Genomic DNA, 18,335 nt, shown 5'->3' on the forward strand with positions numbered 1-18,335 from the left:
CCAAGATGGTTGGCATGAACAGCCTCGATGATTTCAACCCGGCGTCAGTGCTGCGTTTTGGCCCTTACGCCTTTCATGTGCGACAACGACTGATCCTGAACGGGGATCAGCCAGTGCGCGTGGGCAGTCGGGCACTGGATATTTTGCAAGTATTGGTCGAGCGCGCCGGTCGGGTGGTCACCAAGGAGCAATTGATCGCCCAGGTGTGGCCGACGTCGGTGGTCGAGGAGATCAACCTGCGGGTGCACATCGCGGCACTGCGACGCGCACTGGGAGACGGTGGCAACGGTCAGCGTTACATCATTAACGTGCCGCAATGCGGCTACAGTTTCATCGCCCCGGTGCATCGCGACAGTGCAGCGCCGCAAACACCTGCCAATGCGCCACCACCGCACAACTTGCCCGCGCGGTTGACTCCGGTGATCGGCCGCGATGCGCTGGTGGGCAGTCTGATGCGACACCTGCCAGCGTGTCGGCTGCTGACCATCACCGGCCCGACCGGCGTGGGCAAATCCACCGTGGCCCTGCGGGTAGCGGAACTGTTGGTGCAGTATTTTCGCCACGGCGTCTGGCATGTCGATCTTGCGCAGATCAGCGGCAACAGCTCATTGCTGGAGCATTGTCTGCACCGGCTCGGCAGCGATCTGGCCGGGTTGTGCGAACGTCATGCCTTGCTGGTGCTCGACAACGCCGAGCATCAGCACGCGGCCTGCAAGGCACTGGCCGAAACCCTGTCAGGCGTGGCGCCACGTATATCCATTCTGGTTACCAGCCGTGAGCCCTTGCAGGTCAGCGGTGAAGTCCTCAAGCAACTGCCACCCTTGAGCCTGCCAAAGCCTGTGGCGGTCGACGATGTCGCCGAGGCCATGGGCTGCCCGGCGGTGCAGTTGTTCGTCAGTCGCGCACGGGCGCGCCAGCATGATTTCCAGCTGCGCGCTCAGGATGTGCAGCCGCTGCGCGAAATTTGCCGACAACTCGACGGCTTGCCGCTGGCCATCGAACTGGCGGCGGCGCAGATCGATGTGCTGGGTCTTATCGGCTTGCACGCGCACGTGGCCAACGGGCTGCAAGTGCTCAGCCAGGGCCGGCGCACCGCCGTGCCGCGCCATCAGTCGATGCGGGCCGCGCTGGACAGCAGCTATCAGCGCTTGAGCGAGCCGGAGCAGCGCGTATTGCAGCGTTTGTCGGTGTTCAAAATGCCTTTCACATTGGAGGCGGCGCTGGCAGTGGTCAGTTGCACGCCACTGGCCTCGTCGCGCCTCGCCGCAATCATCACAAGCCTGGTGCAAAAATCGCTGCTGACGCAGGAGGGGAGCGGCAGCGCTTGCCGATACCGCATGCTCAACACCACTCGACGTTATGCGCGCGAGCAGCTTGAACGCAGCGGGGAAGGGGTCGAGCTTGAGCGTCGGCATGCGCGCTACGTCAATCAGCGACGCAGTCATTCAGGCATGTACGTCTTCACTTAGGGCATTGATCAGCAAGCGTGCTCTGCTCAAATCCGGGGTCGCAAAACCCTCGCTGAACTGCTCGACGACAGGGCCCAGCAGATTCAGTGCGTGATGACCGCGCGACTGGCGATGCCAGAGTTGCGCCAATGATGTGGCGCTGCGCAGCTCCCAGGCGAGGGCGCCCTGGGTGCGGGAGGTGGTCAGGGCTTGTTGCAGGAGGTGTTCGGCTTGCTTGATATTGGCGCTGTCTGACAGGACGCCATCGCTGGCAAGCCAGCTCCCACAGGGATCTGAGGCGCATCCAGAATTCTGCGATAGCAACGCCTGCGCCTGAGCGCGCAAGATCTCTGCCGTGCTCCATCCCGCCTCGCCACTCAATGCACGCTGCAGCAATGCATCGTCGACGAAACGCGGATCCAGCGTGACCATGATTTCACCAATCAACCCGCCGCGCTCCGTCGGCGGCAGGTCGGTGGCGCCTGCATCAATGACCTGCGCGTAATGCCGACCCCAATGATTGAAAAGCAGCACCGAATGTTTTTGCGATTGCTCCAATAGCAGACGCAGCAGCATGCGGGCGTTTTGTTGATCGCCGTTGTAATGAGCGATCGGGCAACTGGCCAAGGCCAGGGTGTAACAGATCGAAGTGCCGTGATCGATCTGCACGGCGATGTCCAGCGCCTGTCGCGCGGCACGCCACGCCTGCTCGGGCAGGCCCTGCATCCACAAGATGCGCGCCAGCACCGTCAACGAGGCCACGCTCTGGTCGTATTGCACGCCAAAGCCGTGGGTGAAGCGGTTGACGTTGCCACTGTGCGCCATCCGCTGCAGGACCTGCTCGGCATGAGTGCGCGCCTGCGACTGGTCGCCGGCATAATGCAGCGCCAGTACGCGCAAACGGTGGGTGCTCAGTGACAGCAGCGGATCGCCGTGCAGGCCGAGGCGGTCGAACTGCTCGCTCTGGGCCAGCGCCAGACGGTAATGCCCGCAACTGAGATTGACCGCCATGTACCCGGATACCGCACGCAAATGGCCGGCAACGTCGTTGTTCGCCTGCGCCAGTTGTTGTGCCTGGGCAAAGGCGTCGATGGTTTCGGTGGTGCCGCCCCAGGTGTGGTAACAGGCACTGCCCAGCGCCAGTTTCAAAGTGATCTTCAGACGCGGGCAAGGCTCGTCGCGTTCATCGAACAGGCTCAGCGCCCGACGCACATGGCCGCCGTATTCCTTGAGCAGCGAGAGTTCTTGCCACAACGGCGCCGAGGCTGCCGCCAGACGAATTCCCAACCCCCCGGAGCCGGCCCCGTGCAGGCTCCACTCCAGCGCCGCGCGCAAATCTTCGAGCCCGCGGGCGTAGCGTTCGATCCACAGCGCCGTCGGGGTATGTTCCCACTCGTTTTTCGCTTGCTGCATCAGCGCCAGGCAGCGCTCGGCATGGCGCTCGCGGGTGTCATCGAATTCGGCGGCCTGCTCGAGTTTTTCCAGCGCATAACGGCGGGTGGTGTCGAGCAAGCGATAGAACACCTGTTCATCGCCGACCTCGACGCTGAGCAAGGATTTGGCGACCAATTGAGTGATCGAGACGAACACCACACTGGGATCGATCTGCTCGCCAACGATCACGGCCGCTGCCGATTCCAGAGTAAAGCCGCCGCGAAACACCGCCAGACGACGCAGGCAGGTCTGCTCGCAGCGCTCCAGCAGATTGAAACTCCAGTCCAGCGTGGCGCGTAGCGTCAGGTGCCGTTCATGACTGCTTTGCCGGCCTTTGTTCAACGGTGGCAGGCGACCCTGCAGCTGCCCGAGCAGACCGTCGAGGCCAAGCTCGGTAACCTGCGCGGCCGCCAGTTCCAGCGCCAGTGGCATCCCGTCCAGTCGGTGGCAAATCTCGATCACTTGCGGCAGTTGGCTATCGCTCAGTTCGAAGCTTTCCTGGGCGGCCGTGGCTCGCTCGATGAACAGTTGCAGTGCCGAAAATTCGAGTACCTGTTCGCGACTCAGCATCGTACTCATCGACGGGTAGGCGAGCGCGTCCAGGCGCTGGACGCATTCACCCTCGGCCCGCAGGCTTTCGCGGCTGGTGGCAAGAATGTGCACTTTGGGCGCGCCGCGCAGAATGCTTTCGCTGAGGGTCGCGACGGCATCGATCAGGTGCTCACAGTTGTCGAGCAGCAACAGCATCTGCCGTGGTTGCAGCGCGTCGACCAACGCTGCCAGCGAGTCGCCCTCAGGCAGCACCAGATCAAGCAGGGTGGCGAGGTGCGAGCCGATCAGCGTGGGGTCGTTGAGCGGCGCCAGATCCACCAGGCGAATACCGTCGCGGTAAAAGCCGATCAACTGCTCGGCGACCCGCAGCGCGACGGTGGTCTTGCCGATTCCGCCAGGGCCGACCAGGGTGATGCAGCGTCGACGCGGCAGGTCGCTCATCAGGCTGTCGACCAGTGGCTGGCGGCCGATCATGCGCGTGCGCCGCAAGGGCAGATTGTGGCGACCGCCGGCATCGTCCAAAGGACGCTCCTCCATGGAATGCAGCAGGAGCGGCGCGACAAAACTGTAGCCTCGCTGCGCCACCGTGACGATGTAACGCTGGCCGGCCTGACCGTCACCGAGCGCCTTGCGCAATGCCGCCATGTGCACGCGCAAATTGATTTCTTCGACAACACTGTCCGGCCAGACCCCGGCCATCAGTTCCTGCTTGCTCACCACTTCACCGGCACGCGCCAGTAGCATCAGCAGAATGTCCATTGCCCGCCGACCCAGACGCAGCGGTTGCTCGCCTTCGAATACGCGGCGTTGTCCGGGATGAATCCGATAGGGGCCAAAACCGATGGCCTGATTCGGGGAAAGACTCAACAGCTCACTCCTGCGGCGCTGCGACGGACGATACCGACCCATCGCGCGCGCAGGCGCGGGCTCTCTGGTTCGGGTGTCTGGGCATGATCCTCAGGTTTGCGCATCGGTGCAACGGGCGTCTCGATCAGAACACGCCGGGCTGCGAACGCGGCGACCGCGGTTCGCGCATGATCTGGCAGCGCCAGGCGAACGGATTGATGCCTTCGCTGCGGGTAAACATGTGACAGAAATGCGCCTGATCGCAGAAGCCGCATTCCAGGCTTATGTGCGTCAGGCTCAGGTCGGTGTGCTGGATCAGCATCTTGGCGCGGGCGATGCGCTGGGTACGAATCCAGTCCTGCGGCGAAAGCCCGGTGCTGCACTTGAAGGCGCGGGAAAAATGACTGCGTGACAGTGAGCAGGCGCGGGCCAGTTCGGCCACTTCCAGGCTGTCACCGAGGCGTTCGAGGATCAGTTGTTTGACCAGCCGTTCGCGTTGCGGACTGAGCCCGCCAATGGCAGGTGTATCCGGTTGGCGGGCAGGGGCGAGGGCGACGGTGGGTTGCAATTGAGCCATGGCCAAGGTCCGTGTCGATGGGGAATGCACGAAAGGCGCATCCCGTCAGGTCAAAAAACAACGCTGTGCGAATGACGGCATTGTTCAGCGCGGGCGCCAAGCTGACGAGTTAATCGTTGTTAATTGCCGAGCATCGACCGGAACTCAGCACATGCTTGCAAGTCTGCGCCGGGCGTTTTGCGCGACGATCCGGGGCAAGCGTGGCGAACCGACAGGGCCGCCGCAGTCGGTCAGGTTCAGGAGAATTCGATGAAAAGCATGTTCAAAGCCGTGACAACCATGACGCTCGCACTGGCGATGTCCTGCGCAATGGCGCAAGCGCCACAAGTGGGCACCCAGGCGCCGGGTTATTTCCGCCTGGCGGTGGGCGATTACGAAGTCACGGCGTTATTTGACGGCTACAACGACTTGTCGCCGAAGCTGCTGCAAGGCATGAGTCAGAGCCAGATTCGTGCGCTGCTGGCCCGCCGTTCGATTGAAACGCCGGGTGTGCAAACCGCGTTCAACGCCTTTCTGGTCAATACCGGCAAACAACTGATTCTGGTCGACAGCGGCGCCGGCCAGTGCATCGGCGCCACCGCTGGCCAGCTGCTGAGCAACATGCAGGCAGCCGGCTATAAACCGGAACAGGTCGATACGATCCTGCTGACGCACCTGCATCTGGATCACGTCTGTGGCCTGGTCGACGGGCAACAGCAGGCGCTGTTCAGCAATGCTACGGTCTACGCGGCCAAGGCTGAAGCCGATTACTGGCTCGATCCGGCCGCACTGGCCAAGGCTCCGGCCGGTGCCAAAGAGTTCTTCAAGATAGCCCAGCAATCCACCGCCGCTTACGTCGCCGCCGGGCGTTTCAAGACCTTCAGCGCAGGCGAGTCGCCGCTGCCAGGCGTGGTCGAAGCGACGCTCGAAGCCGGGCATACGCCGGGCAGCACCACCTATCGATTCACCTCGCAGAAGCAGAGCATCGTGTTCATGGGCGATCTGGTGCATAACCTCGCGGTGCAATTCCTGCATCCGGAAGTGTCGATCGGCTTCGACGTTAACAGCCAGAAGGCGATCAACAGCCGGCAGGCGGTGTTCAGTGCGGCGGCGGTGAGCAAGACCTGGGTCACCGCTGCGCATTTGCCGTTCCCGGGGATCGGCCACATCACTGCCGAAGGCAAACATTTCCAGTGGGTGCCGGTGGAGTACGGCCCGTACAAACGCGCGGCCAAAGTGCCGTTGATCGAGTAAAGTGCGTAGCGCCGATCCGCTTGAGCGGCTGACATTGATAAGGACGACATGCCCATGAACCGTAACGATCTGCGTCGCGTCGACATGAACCTGCTGGTGATTTTCGAAGCGCTGATGTTCGAGAAGAACCTGACCCGCGTCGCCGAAAAACTGTTCATGGGCCAGCCCGCAGTCAGTGCGGCGCTCGGGCGGTTGCGCGACCTGTTCGACGATCCATTGCTGCTGCGCAATGGTCGCGGCATGGAACCTACTGCACGGGCGCTGGCGATTCTCAAGGAACTGCAGCCGGCGATGGATGTGATTTCCGGGGCGGTCAGCCGGGCCAAGGAGTTCGAGCCGGCGAGCAGTTGCGACGTGTTTCGCATCGGCCTGTCGGACGACGCCGAGTTCGGTCTGTTCCCGCCGCTGTTGCGCCAGCTTCAGCAGGAAGCGCCGGGGATTGTCGTGGTCGTGCGCCGCGCCAACTACCTGCTGATGCCAGCGTTGCTGGCCTCGGGGGAAATCTCCGTGGGTGTGAGCTACACCACGGATCTGCCCGCTAACGCCAAGCGCAAGAAGCTACGTGATATTCCCTGCAAAGTCCTGCGCGGCGATGATCGTCCGGGGCCGCTGACGCTGGACGAATATTGCCAGCGTCCGCATGCGATGGTGTCGTTCTCGGGCGACCTGAGCGGCAATATCGATCTGGACCTGGCGAAGATCGGCCGTTGCCGCCGTGTCGTTCTCGGTGTGCCGCAGTTCAGCGGTTTGCGCGCCTTGCTCGCCGGCACCGAGATGATCGCCACTGTTCCGGATTATGCTGCCTGCGCCTTGGTTGAGGGCTGTGCGCTGCGTGCCGAAGATCCGCCGTTTCCGATCGATGCGGCGCAGTTGTCGATGGCGTGGAGTGGGGTGCATGACAACGACCCGGCGGAGAAATGGCTGCGCTCGCGAATCAGTCAGTTCATGGCGGCGCCGCTGGATATCCCTTCAAGATGAGCGACCACTCGTCGAAAACCATGCTTCACCTGTAAGTTCTGACAGTGGTGCCGGTTGGCCTTCCCGTGTTTGATGAGCATGCCGAAGAGGCCAACACTCAAGGAACCTGAACATGGACACGCCGACGCCTGCGCTCAACAGTAACGACCTGCCACCGCTGCAGATCATGGAAAGCTTTCCTGGCGGCTTGTTGAACCCGCACGCGGTTCGGCACAACATTACGCTGCGAATAGACTACGAGTGGGCGCGGGAAGACGTTGTGACGATCCACTGCGCCGGAACTCCGGGCTTCGGCTCTTACACATCGCCGCGCATACCGATCGGTGGGTTTGCACGTCCTTTCCAGACCCACATCGACACCCGGCTCGTGACTTTCAACCTGGGGCATACCGTCGTTTTCACTTATACGGTTTACCGAGGCACGGCGGAGTTTGTTTCACAAGCGTTGGCGCTGTACGTCGCACCGATCAATCTGTTTGATCTGCCTCGGCCGTTCATCCGACAGGCTGACAACGACGGTCAGGGAATCGAATTGCCTGTCAGCGATCTGGATGAGTTCACATTGCGTATCAATGCGTGGCTGCTGGGCACGCGCGGGCAGTGTTTTTGGCTCACCGCAAATGGCACTAACGCCGACGACACTGATTTCGAGGCGTCTTATTGGCGAGCCCCGGTCAACGTCGTCGATGAAGACTTTCAGCGCTATGGGTTTTTCGAGCAGAATTTCCCTGCTGCGCCGCTGCAGGCTTTGAAGAATGGCAGCGTGCTGACGCTGAAATTCATGGCCGGGCTGCAAGGCAGTGAGCAGCCATCCCTCGCTCAGGCATTCGCCCATCGAAACTACATCATCCGCACAGGTTCCGCCGTTACGCCGAGGATATTGTCAGTTAGCGATCAGGATGGCGAGGTCGCCGACGGTGCGAATACTCGCTACACCGATGTCACCTTGAGCGGCAGTGCTTCGGGTAAATTGACGGTGTTGGACGGTACGACCTCGATCGGTACGGCCAGTCCCGTAGACGGTAACTGGACGCACGGTGCGCCTGGTCTGAATCCGGGACCGCATGCATTTACGGTTCGGTTGGCTGATGGCAGTGGCAGTCCGTCGAATACCCGACGGATCAACGTCGTGCTGTCAGACCTGCCGCTGAGAATTGTCGAGGCTCCCGATGACACCCGTCTTGATCCGCTGAACGCACTCACCAGCCTGACCGCTGAGCTCGTTTATGATCATCTGCCCACCGATATGGTGTCTGTGACGGTGACAGCCGCTGACGGCACACCCCCTGCAGGCTCGCATACGACCCCACCGGTTGCAGCGGGTAACACCCGCCCCATCAGGATTACCTTGCCCGTTTCGTTGGTGGCATTCAGCGTCGGAAAAACCATGGTGGTGACCTTTTCGTATACCCGCGGTGGGGCAGCTCCGGTGCCCTCACTGCCTTTACGTCTGAACGTGTTGCCGATTGCGCTGGAGCGGCTCGTAGCGCCAGTGATCACTCAGGCCAACGGTGACATTCTTGATCTGAAAGATATCCAGTCCGGGGCCAATCTGGAGTTTGGAGTCTGGCCCTTGATTGCTGTGAGTCAACGATTGTCGTGTGATTTTGCCGGGGAGTCCGACACGGGGCCGCACAACCTGCGCATGTGGACGGCCACCGTCAACATGGTGCACCGCGCATGGATCACCAATGGCCGTTTCGGTCCTAATGTTTCAGTCGATTATCTGCGGTTGCTCAAGCACGGCAGCAAACTGGTCATTCGGTTCCGGGTCAATCTGGATCAGGCGACGGATCCGAATACGCAGACGGTTTTTCAAACGCGCGAATACACGATCAGTGCGACGCCTTGAGACCGCTCCTGCCTGACACGCTGGACAAACCCGGCAACTGAGCACATCCATGCAATTCACTCCGCCCCCTCGTTGGCATGATTCAAGCCAATGACATTCAGAGGGGCGGGTCATGACTACTTCGAGGGATGAACAGGCACAGGACATCGGTTTGCTGTTCCTGCGGGTCAGCGGCGGATTGTTTTTGCTGTGGGTGCACGGCTTGCCCAAGCTGCTGGACTTCACCGCGCAACTGCAACTGATCGAAGACCCGTTCCACCTCGGTGCCCGCCTCACGCTGATCCTGGCGATTTTTGCCGAAGTCCTCTGCCCGCTACTGATCGTCGCCGGGGTGCTGGCGCGGTTGGCCTGCCTGCCTATTCTCTTTGTGCTGCTGGTGGCGCTGCTGGTCGTGCATCCGCAATGGAGTGTGGCCGAGGGGCAGTTCGGCTGGTTGCTGTTGATTCTTTTCACCACTGTATTGATCGCCGGGCCGGGTCGGCTGGCGATTCCTGTTCGTTTGCCCGGAGTACTGCGTTATGCCTGAAGCCCTGAATCAACCCACACCGGGGGCCGATGAGACCGTCACGTTGATTATCAAGCACCGGGTCAAGGCCGGTTTCGAGTCGGCGTATGAAGCCTGGCTGCGCAATATCGTCCGTGTGGCGGGGCAGCGCGAAGGGCATCTGGGGGTCGATGTGGTGCGCGGCAAGCGTGGGCGTCTCGACTTTTATACCTGCGTGCTGCGCTTCAGCAGCACCGAAGCGATGCAAGGCTGGCTGGAATCAGCGGAACGTCAGGCGCTGGTCGCCGAGGCGGCGCCGATGCTGGCTGACGGCGATCAGACCGAAGTCGCGCCGGTCAACGAATTCTGGTTCTCGCCACTGGCTGACGCCGCTTCGCCACCGCCGCGCTGGAAACAAGCCGTGGTGTCGTTGCTGGTGATTCTGCCGCACACCTTGCTGGTGCCGCTGATCTGGGGGCCGTTGCTGGCGCTGCATCCAATCCTTTCCAACTACGTGGTGGCCACCTTCTTCATCACCCTGACCATCGTCCTTTCGGTGGTGTACGTGGTGATGCCGCCGGTCACCCGTTTGTTCACGCCGTGGCTGGAAGCCAGCCAGGCCCATGAACACCTCGATTCCCAAGAAACCGCGCCGCGTTGAGCGGGGTTTGCTTCTTTTTACTTTTGCTTGAGGAACTGCGATGAACGCCGATCTGATTCTGTTCAATGGCCAATTTCATACGGTTGACCGCGAAAAACCGCTCGCCAGCGCCGTGGCGATCAAGGACGGCCGCTTCGTTGCGGTCGGTAACGACGCCGAAGCCATGGCCTTCAAGGGCAGCGCCACGCAAGTGGTCGACATGAAGGGCCGCTGCGTCATTCCTGGTCTTAACGACTCGCACTTGCATTTGATCCGTGGCGGCTTGAACTACAACCTCGAATTGCGCTGGGAAGGCGTGCCGTCGCTCGCCGACGCGCTGCGCATGCTCAAGGATCAGGCGGACCGTACGCCGACCCCGCAATGGGTGCGCGTGGTCGGTGGCTGGAACGAATTCCAGTTCGCCGAAAAACGCATGCCGACCCTGGAAGAAATCAACCAGGCCGCGCCGGACACCCCGGTGTTCATCCTGCACCTGTACGACCGCGCCTTGCTCAACCGCGCGGCGTTGCGCGTCGCCGGTTATACCCGCGACACGCCGAACCCGCCGGGCGGCGAGATCGTTCGTGACAGCAACGGCAATCCGACCGGCATGCTGGTTGCGCGGCCGAACGCGATGATTCTCTACTCGACGCTGGCCAAGGGGCCGAAGCTGCCGCTGGAATATCAGGTCAACTCGACCCGCCAGTTCATGCGCGAACTCAATCGCCTCGGCCTGACCAGCGCGATCGACGCCGGCGGTGGTTTCCAGAACTACCCGGACGATTATCAGGTGATCGAGCAACTGGCCAAAGAAGACCAATTGACCGTGCGCATCGCCTACAACCTGTTCACCCAGAAGCCGAAAGAAGAACTGACCGATTTCCAGAACTGGACCGGCAGCGTCAAGTTGCACCAGGGCGACGACTTCCTGCGCCACAACGGCGCCGGCGAAATGCTGGTGTTCTCGGCGGCCGACTTCGAAGACTTCCTCGAGCCGCGCCCAGACCTGCCGCAGACCATGGAACAAGAGCTGGAGCCGGTGGTTCGTCATCTGGTCGAACAGCGCTGGCCGTTCCGCCTGCACGCCACGTACAACGAATCGATCAGCCGCATGCTCGACGTATTCGAGAAGGTTGATCGCGACATTCCGTTCAACGGTCTGCCGTGGTTCTTCGACCACGCCGAAACCATCACCCCACAGAACATCGAGCGAGTGAAAGCGCTGGGCGGCGGCATCGCGATCCAGGATCGCATGGCGTTCCAGGGCGAATACTTCGTCGATCGCTACGGCAAACAAGCCGCCGAAGCCACGCCGCCGATCAAGCGCATGCTCGCCGAAGGCGTGCCGGTGGGCGCTGGCACCGACGCCACCCGCGTGTCGAGCTACAACCCGTGGACTTCGCTGTACTGGATGGTCAGCGGGCGCACCGTCGGCGGTCTGGCCTTGTACGAAGAAGGGCTGCCCCGCAGCACCGCGCTGGAGCTGTTCACCCACGGCAGCGCCTGGTTCTCCTCGGAGCAGGGCAAGAAGGGCCAGATTCGCGTCGGCCAACTGGCGGACCTGGCAGCACTCAGCGCAGATTTCTTCAGCGTCGAAGAAGAAGCGATCAAGTGGATCGAGTCGGTGATGACGGTGGTCGGCGGCAAGATCGTCTACGCCGCCGGCGATTTCGAAGACCTCGGCCCGCGCTCGATTCCGGTGCTGCCGGACTGGTCGCCAGTGGTCAAGGTGCCGGGTCACTGGCGCCCGAACTCGCCATTGCAGGCGCAGGTTCACCAGTGCAGCGGGCCATGCGCGGTGCACACCCACAGCCATGAAAAGGCGCGGATGTCGAACGCGCCAGTCAGCGACTTCGCCGGTTTCTGGGGCGCGTTCGGCTGTTCCTGCTTCGCCTTCTGATTTCGAAAAAAAGCGCCGGTCATCACGCCGGCGCTTCACGCAACAACCATCCACCCAGGAGTTTTGCCATGAGCGTTCCTTACAAGCGTCTGAACAAAGATGATGCCGTTGTGCTGCTGGTCGATCACCAGACCGGTCTGATCTCGCTGGTCCAGGATTTCACCCCGAACGAGTTCAAGAACAACGTGCTGGCACTGGGCGACATCGCCAAGTTCTTCAAGCTGCCAACCATCCTCACCACCAGCTTCGATGCAGGTCCCAACGGCCCGATCGTGCCCGAGCTGCGCGAGCAGTTTCCGGACGCACCGTTCATCCAGCGTCCAGGCCAGATCAACGCCTGGGACAACGAAGACTTCGTCAAGGCGATCAAGGCCACTGGTCGCAAGCAACTGATCATCGCTGGCGTGGTGACCGACGTCTGCGTGGCATTCCCGACCCTTTCGGCAATTGCTGAAGGCTTCGAAGTGTTCGTGGTGACCGACTCGTCCGGCACCTTCAACACCACCGTGCAACAAGCGGCGTGGGCGCGCATGTCGGCGGCCGGTGCACACCTGTTGAACTGGTTCTCGGTGGCGTGCGAGCTGCAGGGTGACTGGCGCAACGATATGGAAGGCCTGGCGCATCTGCTGTCGGAGCGCCTGCCTAACTACCGCAACCTGATCAACAGCTATACCAAGTTTACTGCTCAGTAATCGGGTGCGAGTCTGAAAAGCCCTCACCCTAACCCTCTCCCAGAGGGAGAGGGGACTGACCGCGGTGTTTGTTGAAGTTGCACCGACCCGCAATACCGAGGCGATCTCCATGCTTGAAGCGCATGGAGATCGGCTCCCTTTCCCCCTCGCCCCCCTTGGGGGGAGAGGGCTGGGGTGAGGGGGGAAGCTTTTGATTTTGGTCTTGATCTTGATTTTCAGCGCTTCTGCAACCACCCCAAAAACCCTCCCTTCTTCACCGCCACCGGTTTGGCCATCAACGCGAGGCGACTGTTCTGCTGACGCACCGCCTGCAATTTGTTCAAGGCCCGATTGACCTCACTGCGCTTGTCCATGCACTCACGGGTCAACTGCTTGTCGAGTCGATAAACGATGCTCGAGGTCAGCGCCGTGAATGTCGCCTGCGACGGCGTGTCGGCAAGAATGCTTTGTTCACCCATCACTTCACTCGGCCCCATACGCCCGGCTTCGACCTTGTTATCACCATCCGGCACGGTCGCGCTGACCACGCCGGTGGCAATCACGAACAGGCTGTCCGGCACTTCATCCAGATCGAGCACTACCTGACCCGCCGTGTATTGCTGGGCGACCATCGATTCGGCGAGGCGATCGCGCTCGTCACTGCTCAGCGAGCGGAAGATCTTCACCTCATCGAGCAACGCGCGGGCGCGGCTCGAAGGTTCGATCACGCCGTCGGGATGACGCGAAATGCCCGCGGCTTCGAGATGCCGGTGGGCGAGGTCGAACAGTTGATTGCGCACTTCGCTTTTCTTGCCCAGCTCGGCGATGAAACCGCTGGCAACGTACTCCGACATGGTTTCGCCGGCCTCTTTGAGCACGGCTTTCGGTGCCGGACTGAGCAACAGCGAACTGCTGCCTTGCAGCGTGCGATCCAGCGCATCCAACACCCGGCGTGGGCGGATATGGTTCGGCACTTTGATGCTGATCGACACGCCGTGCATGTTGTTCGGGCGGCTGAGGTTGACGATCTTCGCCTTGGCTGCCACCGAGTTCGGCACCACCGCCATGGTCCCGGCGCTGGTCAGCAAATGGGTGGCGCGCCAGTCGATGTCGAACACCTTGCCTTCGACGCCGTCGATCATCACGAAATCGTCCACCTGATACGGCTTGGTGGTGTTCAGCACGATCCCGGAAAACACGTCGGCCAGGGTGCTTTGCAGCGCCAGGCCGACAACGATCGCGACCACGCCCGACGTCGCCAGCAGACCTTTGACCGGCAGCTCCAGCACATAACCGGCGGCGGCGACGATGGCGACAAGAAACACCAGCGCGCCGATTACGTCCTGCAGAAGACGACCGCTGTGACCGATGCGACGCATCAGGGCCAGACCGATGACTTCGGTCAGCACCCGCGCGGCGTACAGCCACCAGAGAATGCCCAGCGCCGTCGCGCCCAGTTGCGTCACGCGGTCATCGGCAAATCGCGGCGCCTGCAACGGGCTGACACCGGCATTGATCACCAGCGTACTAAAGGCCAGAAACAGCACCAGCCGCACACCGACCTTCGGCGCGCGATGCTTGTATGGCGCGAAGTGCCACAGCGCAGCGTCGAGCAGCAACAGCACGGCGCTCCAGGAGAGCAGGTGAGCGAGAAGGAAAGTCATGGGCATTACTCACACAAAAAGCCCGGCGCTTTTTGGGCGCCGGGCCTGGGCTCAGTTGAGGTGGGTTTTCAGCTCGGCGGCGGCTTGTCGTACCGCTGCCTGCACTTCGGGGATCTGGCTCAGCGGGTTGAGCAGGCCGAAGTCATGAATCATCCCGTTGTAGCGCACCGAGGTCACCGCGACACCGGCCGCATCGAGGTGCCGCGCATAGGCTTCGCCTTCATCACGCAGCACGTCGAATTCGGCGGTCTGCACCAGCGCTGCCGGCAAGCCCTTGAGCTGTTCGGCGCTGGCGTTGAGCGGCGAGGCGTGGATCTGCGTACGCTCGGCCGGCTTGGTGGTGTAGTTGTCCCAGAACCACTGCATCATGCCTTTGGTGAGGAAATGTCCCTCGGCAAATTGCTGGTACGAACCGTCGTCGAACTGCGCGTTGGTCACCGGCCACATCAGCAACTGGAAGCGCAGCGCCGGGGCTTTCTGTTCCTTGGCCATCAACGCTACCACCGCCGCCATGTTGCCGCCGACGCTGTTGCCGGCCACGGCGAGGCGCTTGCCGTCGACGCCGATTTCCTTGCCGTGCTCGGCGACCCATTTCGTCGCGGCGTAGGCCTGGTTGATCGCGGTCGGGTACTGCGCTTCCGGCGACGGCGTGTAATCGACGTAAACCGCGACCGCGCCAGAGCCCACCACCAGATCACGAACCAAGCGCTGGTGCGTCGGGAAATCACCAAGCACCCAGCCGCCACCGTGGAAGAACATGAACACCGGCAACTCGCCCTTGACCTTGGCCGGACGCACCACTTTCAGATTGATGGTCTGAGCATCGACCTTGATCGCCTTGTCGCTGACTTCAATCCCCGACAGATCCACTTTCACCGACGCCTGCGCACCGGTCAGCACCGCACGGGCGTCTTTCGGGCTCAGTTGCTCCAGCGGCTTGCCGCCGCCAGCGGCGAGGGCGTCGAGGAAGGCCTGGGTATTGCGTTCGACCCCGGTACTTTCAGTGGCGAATGCGTTGCCGATGGACAGGGCGAGGAGGGATGCCGCGAGGGTTTTCTTGACGATGCTCATGGGTGGAAATCCTTTTGAATGATTTTGATTTTCTTGCCTGCGTTGCGGGCTGCTGTGGCGCTGGGTTTCTGGCCTCAGCAACACCGTGAGCACAGATTAATGGGCTGCTGAAAAGTGAAAAAGCAGCTATAAAGCGTTTAACTGTCCACCAGAGAGTGACAATGAACCCGTTCGAAGACATGCGTATTTTTTGCCAGGTCATGGACTCCGGCAGCTTCACCTCAGCGGCCGATCAGTTGGGCCTGTCCAAGCAGTTCGTCAGCCGTCGCTTGATGCAATTGGAAGAGCGGCTGGGCGTGCGTTTACTGAACCGCTCGACCCGCCGCCTCGACGTCACTCCGCTGGGGCAGAGTTATTACGAAGCGGCCTTGCGCTTGCTGAGCGAAGTCGAGCAAGTAGAGCAGGGCATCGCCGGAGAAACGGCGGAGCCGCGCGGGACGATCCGCCTGAGCGCGCCGCTGTCGTTTGCCGTGGCGCATCTCGGTTGCCTGCTGCCGATGTTTCTGCAGCGCTATCGCGAAGTGACAGTGGAAGTGGACCTGAGCGATCGCCCGGTGGACTTGCTGGGCGAGGGCTACGACCTGGCACTGCGCATTGGCACGCTGGAAGATTCGACGTTGATCGCCCGGCGCATTGCGTCCATCGAGCGGGTGTATTGCGCCAGTCCCGCGTACCTTTCAGAACGCGGCACGCCGCTCAAGCCTGAAGACCTGCACAGCCATGATTGCCTGCCGTATGGACACGGGCGCTCGGTGCAATGGCGATTCAACGAAGGGCAGGGCAAGCCTGTATTGGTCAACGTCGCCGGGCGCATGCGCGTGAACAATGGTGAATTGTTGCGCGATGCGGCGGTGCAGGGGATGGGCATCACTTACTTGCCGACATTCATTGTTGGCGCGGCTTTGAAGGATGGACGGCTGGTGCCGGTGCTGGACGATCTGCGCCCCGAGCCGCTGACGTTGTCAGCGGTGTATCCGCAGCATCGGCAGGCTTCAAGGCCGGTGCAGGCGCTGGTGGAGTTTTTGCGTGAGCGGTTGAACCAGAGCCATGTGAATCTTTGATCCGGACAGAAAGCTTTTCTGCCCCTTCACGCTCCGTCGGACGGAATAGCAGAGGATGGTGTGTTGTGATTAACTTCGATTCAGTTTGTTGCGAGGGCAGGCAAACTCAGTCACAGCTCACTATTCTGTTGGCTTATGACTCTCGCTACCCTCAACCATCAGGAGACACTCACATGGCCGCGACAATGAAAACCCGATCCGTTACTGCCCACGTTCCCGTGCAGTTGGCCGAGAAGGTCGATCTGATGGCCGAGCGTCTTGAGCGCTCGCGCAACTGGATCGTGAAACAAGCCCTGAGCGCCTGGATTGATCAAGAAGAAGAACGCAGCCGTTTGACGCGCGAAGCGTTGGCTGATGTGGACGCCGGGCGCGTCATCGATCATCAATCGGTGCAGGCTTGGGCGGACAGCTTGAGTTCTGATGCTCCGCTCAAGGCACCACTTTAATATGGAGTTGAAGTGGACGAGCAAAGGACTTTCCGATTTGACCAGGCTTTACGAGTTCTTGGCAGCAGTCAATCAACCTGCCGCTGCACGTACTGTGCAACAGCTGACTGCTGCTCCTGCAATGCTATTGGCCAATCCGCGCTTGGGCGAGCGTCTGGAAGAGTTTGAACCGCGAGATGTGCGAAGGATTCTGGTAGGGCACTACGACATGCGCTACGAGATTATCGGTCCGACTATCTACCTGCTGCGCCTTTGGCACACCCGCGAAGAACGATAGCCCGTCGTCAAATCCGCATTTACAACATTGCAACAACCTCCACTCCGGGTCTGTTCTAGACTCATGCCGCTCAATCACGAGCCCTATCCGGAGTGCGCCATGGAAGTGCCCAATCCCAAAACCGCCATCGAGAGCAATCGACAGGCCTGGAATGATTCCGCTGATCATCATCAGAATTCGTCGGACTGGCAGGCATTGCTCAGCGACGTCGCGCAGGCGGACTTTTCCTGTCTCGACGCCACCCTGAGCGGTTTGCTGGAAGTCGACGGCAAGGACGTGATTCAACTGGGCTGCAACAACGGTCGCGAAAGCCTGTCGCTGTTTGCAGTGGGGGCGCGCAGTGTGGTCGGCGTCGATCAGTCGGCAGCCTTCCTCGAACAGGCCCGCGCGCTGAATGCTCGCTCACCGCACCCTGCCGAGTTTGTCGAAAGCGATATCCATCATTTGCCTGGGTCATTGCATAACCGGTTTGATGTCGCCCTGATCACTATTGGCGTGCTGAACTGGATGCCCGATATTGGCGAGTTTTTCCGTCACGTGGCTTCGACGCTGAGACCGGGTGGCAAGCTGGTGATCTACGAGACCCATCCGTTTCTGGAAATGGTCGATCCGGCTGGCGAGGACCCTTATCGCCTCGCCAGCTCGTACTTTCGCGCCGAGCCGTTTGTGCAGGAAGAGCCGATTGTCTACGTCGGCAAGATTGAACAGCCGGCGGCAAAGTCGTTCTGGTTCGTGCATACCCTCGGCGCGATTTTCAGCGGCGCTATTGGAGCGGGGCTGAATATCGTGCATTTTCAGGAGTACGCGCATTCGAATCGGGAAGAGGTGTATGACTGCTATTTGAATCGTGAGGCGCAGATGCCGATGTGCTTTACCTTGGTGGCGAGCAAGGTCTGAGCACCTTTATTGCGACGACTGGCCTCTTCGCGAGCAGGCGCTGGTTTCGGGTTTTTGTGTGCATATCCGTTGCTTCGGGTGCTGCGGCTGGCGGTTTCGCCTGACGGCGACTCACTTTTTTTACAAACGCCTAAAAAAGTAAGCAAAAAAACGCTTGCTCCTACGTTCGGCCCTCGCAGGCTCGGGTTCCTTCGCTCCGGGACCAATCCGGGCGCAGCGGCTACGGTTTGCTTCGCTGCACCTACTTCCGCTGTGTACGACTTCGTCGTACGGTCGCTGCGCTCCCACGCCCGGATCGATCCCT

16 protein-coding genes are annotated in these 18,335 nt (G+C 61.1%); 12 read left to right on the forward strand and 4 right to left on the reverse strand.

Going from position 1 to position 18,335, the window contains the following annotated elements; all coding sequences use genetic code 11:
* Positions 1-14: 14 nt before the first annotated feature.
* Positions 15-1,469 carry an ATP-binding protein gene (locus ACYYKW_RS07610; protein ID WP_464989782.1) on the forward strand — a complete coding sequence of 485 codons (1,455 nt, stop codon included), beginning with the start codon at positions 15-17 and terminating at the stop codon, positions 1,467-1,469.
* On the opposite strand, the gene ACYYKW_RS07615 is transcribed toward ACYYKW_RS07610, so the two are convergent.
* Together ACYYKW_RS07615 and ACYYKW_RS07620 are read right to left on the reverse strand one after the other, a co-directional pair.
* Positions 1,446-4,301 (reverse strand): ATP-binding protein, encoded by a 2,856-nt coding sequence (locus tag ACYYKW_RS07615; protein ID WP_464989783.1) that lies wholly within the window; start codon positions 4,299-4,301, stop codon positions 1,446-1,448. The genes ACYYKW_RS07610 and ACYYKW_RS07615 overlap by 24 nt on opposite strands.
* 124 nt (positions 4,302-4,425) lie before the next feature.
* Entirely contained in the window at positions 4,426-4,857 is a 432-nt protein-coding gene (locus tag ACYYKW_RS07620) for a helix-turn-helix domain-containing protein (RefSeq protein WP_464989784.1), read from the reverse strand.
* Between the two features lie 249 nt (positions 4,858-5,106).
* Between ACYYKW_RS07620 and ACYYKW_RS07625 the strand changes: the two genes are divergently transcribed.
* The 7 genes from ACYYKW_RS07625 (at position 5,107) to ycaC (ending at position 12,636) form a co-directional block, all read left to right on the forward strand.
* On the forward strand, positions 5,107-6,090 hold the full coding sequence (locus tag ACYYKW_RS07625) for an MBL fold metallo-hydrolase (RefSeq protein ID WP_464989785.1): 984 nt from the start codon (positions 5,107-5,109) through the stop codon (positions 6,088-6,090).
* Between the two features lie 54 nt (positions 6,091-6,144).
* Positions 6,145-7,068 (forward strand): LysR family transcriptional regulator, encoded by a 924-nt coding sequence (locus tag ACYYKW_RS07630; protein WP_336354452.1) that lies wholly within the window; start codon positions 6,145-6,147, stop codon positions 7,066-7,068.
* 112 nt (positions 7,069-7,180) lie between these two features.
* Positions 7,181-8,920, forward strand: coding sequence for a hypothetical protein (locus tag ACYYKW_RS07635; protein ID WP_336354453.1), 1,740 nt, complete (start codon positions 7,181-7,183; stop codon positions 8,918-8,920).
* A gap of 112 nt (positions 8,921-9,032) precedes the next feature.
* A complete protein-coding gene (locus tag ACYYKW_RS07640; RefSeq protein ID WP_093102728.1) occupies positions 9,033-9,446 on the forward strand; it encodes a DoxX family protein in 414 nt (137 codons plus the stop codon).
* The gene (locus tag ACYYKW_RS07645) at positions 9,439-10,065 is read left to right on the forward strand and encodes an antibiotic biosynthesis monooxygenase (RefSeq protein WP_093102725.1); all 627 of its coding nucleotides are present in this window, start codon (positions 9,439-9,441) and stop codon (positions 10,063-10,065) included. Before ACYYKW_RS07640 ends, ACYYKW_RS07645 begins: the two co-directional genes overlap by 8 nt.
* Before the next feature lie 40 nt (positions 10,066-10,105).
* Positions 10,106-11,944 carry an amidohydrolase gene (locus tag ACYYKW_RS07650; protein ID WP_464989786.1) on the forward strand — a complete coding sequence of 613 codons (1,839 nt, stop codon included), beginning with the start codon at positions 10,106-10,108 and terminating at the stop codon, positions 11,942-11,944.
* A gap of 68 nt (positions 11,945-12,012) precedes the next feature.
* Positions 12,013-12,636, forward strand: a complete 624-nt coding sequence (gene ycaC / locus ACYYKW_RS07655) for an isochorismate family cysteine hydrolase YcaC (protein ID WP_090282704.1) — start codon at positions 12,013-12,015, stop codon at positions 12,634-12,636.
* A gap of 215 nt (positions 12,637-12,851) precedes the next feature.
* Here the strand turns inward: ycaC and ACYYKW_RS07660 are convergent, their stop codons facing one another.
* Complete coding sequence (locus ACYYKW_RS07660; RefSeq protein WP_464989787.1) at positions 12,852-14,279, reverse strand: mechanosensitive ion channel domain-containing protein; 1,428 nt, start codon at positions 14,277-14,279, stop codon at positions 12,852-12,854.
* Between the two features lie 51 nt (positions 14,280-14,330).
* On the reverse strand, positions 14,331-15,350 hold the full coding sequence (locus tag ACYYKW_RS07665; RefSeq protein ID WP_464989788.1) for an alpha/beta hydrolase: 1,020 nt from the start codon (positions 15,348-15,350) through the stop codon (positions 14,331-14,333).
* Positions 15,351-15,511: 161 nt separating this feature from the next.
* On the opposite strand from ACYYKW_RS07665, the gene ACYYKW_RS07670 reads away from it, so the two are divergent.
* The 4 genes from ACYYKW_RS07670 to ACYYKW_RS07685 all read left to right on the forward strand — a co-directional run bounded on the left by ACYYKW_RS07670 (position 15,512) and on the right by ACYYKW_RS07685 (position 18,031).
* A complete protein-coding gene (locus ACYYKW_RS07670) occupies positions 15,512-16,411 on the forward strand; it encodes a LysR family transcriptional regulator (protein ID WP_464989789.1) in 900 nt (299 codons plus the stop codon).
* A 173-nt stretch (positions 16,412-16,584) separates the two neighbouring features.
* The gene (locus ACYYKW_RS07675; protein WP_090282708.1) at positions 16,585-16,857 is read left to right on the forward strand and encodes a CopG family ribbon-helix-helix protein; all 273 of its coding nucleotides are present in this window, start codon (positions 16,585-16,587) and stop codon (positions 16,855-16,857) included.
* A gap of 1 nt (position 16,858) precedes the next feature.
* Complete coding sequence (locus tag ACYYKW_RS07680) at positions 16,859-17,134, forward strand: type II toxin-antitoxin system RelE/ParE family toxin (protein WP_203421555.1); 276 nt, start codon at positions 16,859-16,861, stop codon at positions 17,132-17,134.
* A gap of 99 nt (positions 17,135-17,233) precedes the next feature.
* Positions 17,234-18,031, forward strand: a complete 798-nt coding sequence (locus tag ACYYKW_RS07685; RefSeq protein WP_464989790.1) for a class I SAM-dependent methyltransferase — start codon at positions 17,234-17,236, stop codon at positions 18,029-18,031.
* Positions 18,032-18,335: the final 304 nt, after the last annotated feature.

It is taken from the genome of Pseudomonas sp. 15C, assembly GCF_055484735.1.

Bases quoted from the DNA above. Each gene is read 5' to 3' on its own strand.
- ACYYKW_RS07610 (WP_464989782.1), top strand. From the start codon at position 15: ATGAACAGCCTCGATGATTTCAACCCGGCGTCAGTGCTGCGTTTTGGC.
- ACYYKW_RS07620 (WP_464989784.1), bottom strand. From the start codon at position 4,857: ATGGCTCAATTGCAACCCACCGTCGCCCTCGCCCCTGCCCGCCAACCG.
- ACYYKW_RS07625 (WP_464989785.1), top strand. From the start codon at position 5,107: ATGAAAAGCATGTTCAAAGCCGTGACAACCATGACGCTCGCACTGGCG.
- ACYYKW_RS07630 (WP_336354452.1), top strand. From the start codon at position 6,145: ATGAACCGTAACGATCTGCGTCGCGTCGACATGAACCTGCTGGTGATT.
- ACYYKW_RS07635 (WP_336354453.1), top strand. From the start codon at position 7,181: ATGGACACGCCGACGCCTGCGCTCAACAGTAACGACCTGCCACCGCTG.
- ACYYKW_RS07640 (WP_093102728.1), top strand. From the start codon at position 9,033: ATGACTACTTCGAGGGATGAACAGGCACAGGACATCGGTTTGCTGTTC.
- ACYYKW_RS07645 (WP_093102725.1), top strand. From the start codon at position 9,439: ATGCCTGAAGCCCTGAATCAACCCACACCGGGGGCCGATGAGACCGTC.
- ACYYKW_RS07650 (WP_464989786.1), top strand. From the start codon at position 10,106: ATGAACGCCGATCTGATTCTGTTCAATGGCCAATTTCATACGGTTGAC.
- ycaC (WP_090282704.1), top strand. From the start codon at position 12,013: ATGAGCGTTCCTTACAAGCGTCTGAACAAAGATGATGCCGTTGTGCTG.
- ACYYKW_RS07660 (WP_464989787.1), bottom strand. From the start codon at position 14,279: ATGACTTTCCTTCTCGCTCACCTGCTCTCCTGGAGCGCCGTGCTGTTG.
- ACYYKW_RS07665 (WP_464989788.1), bottom strand. From the start codon at position 15,350: ATGAGCATCGTCAAGAAAACCCTCGCGGCATCCCTCCTCGCCCTGTCC.
- ACYYKW_RS07670 (WP_464989789.1), top strand. From the start codon at position 15,512: ATGAACCCGTTCGAAGACATGCGTATTTTTTGCCAGGTCATGGACTCC.
- ACYYKW_RS07675 (WP_090282708.1), top strand. From the start codon at position 16,585: ATGGCCGCGACAATGAAAACCCGATCCGTTACTGCCCACGTTCCCGTG.
- ACYYKW_RS07680 (WP_203421555.1), top strand. From the start codon at position 16,859: ATGGAGTTGAAGTGGACGAGCAAAGGACTTTCCGATTTGACCAGGCTT.
- ACYYKW_RS07685 (WP_464989790.1), top strand. From the start codon at position 17,234: ATGGAAGTGCCCAATCCCAAAACCGCCATCGAGAGCAATCGACAGGCC.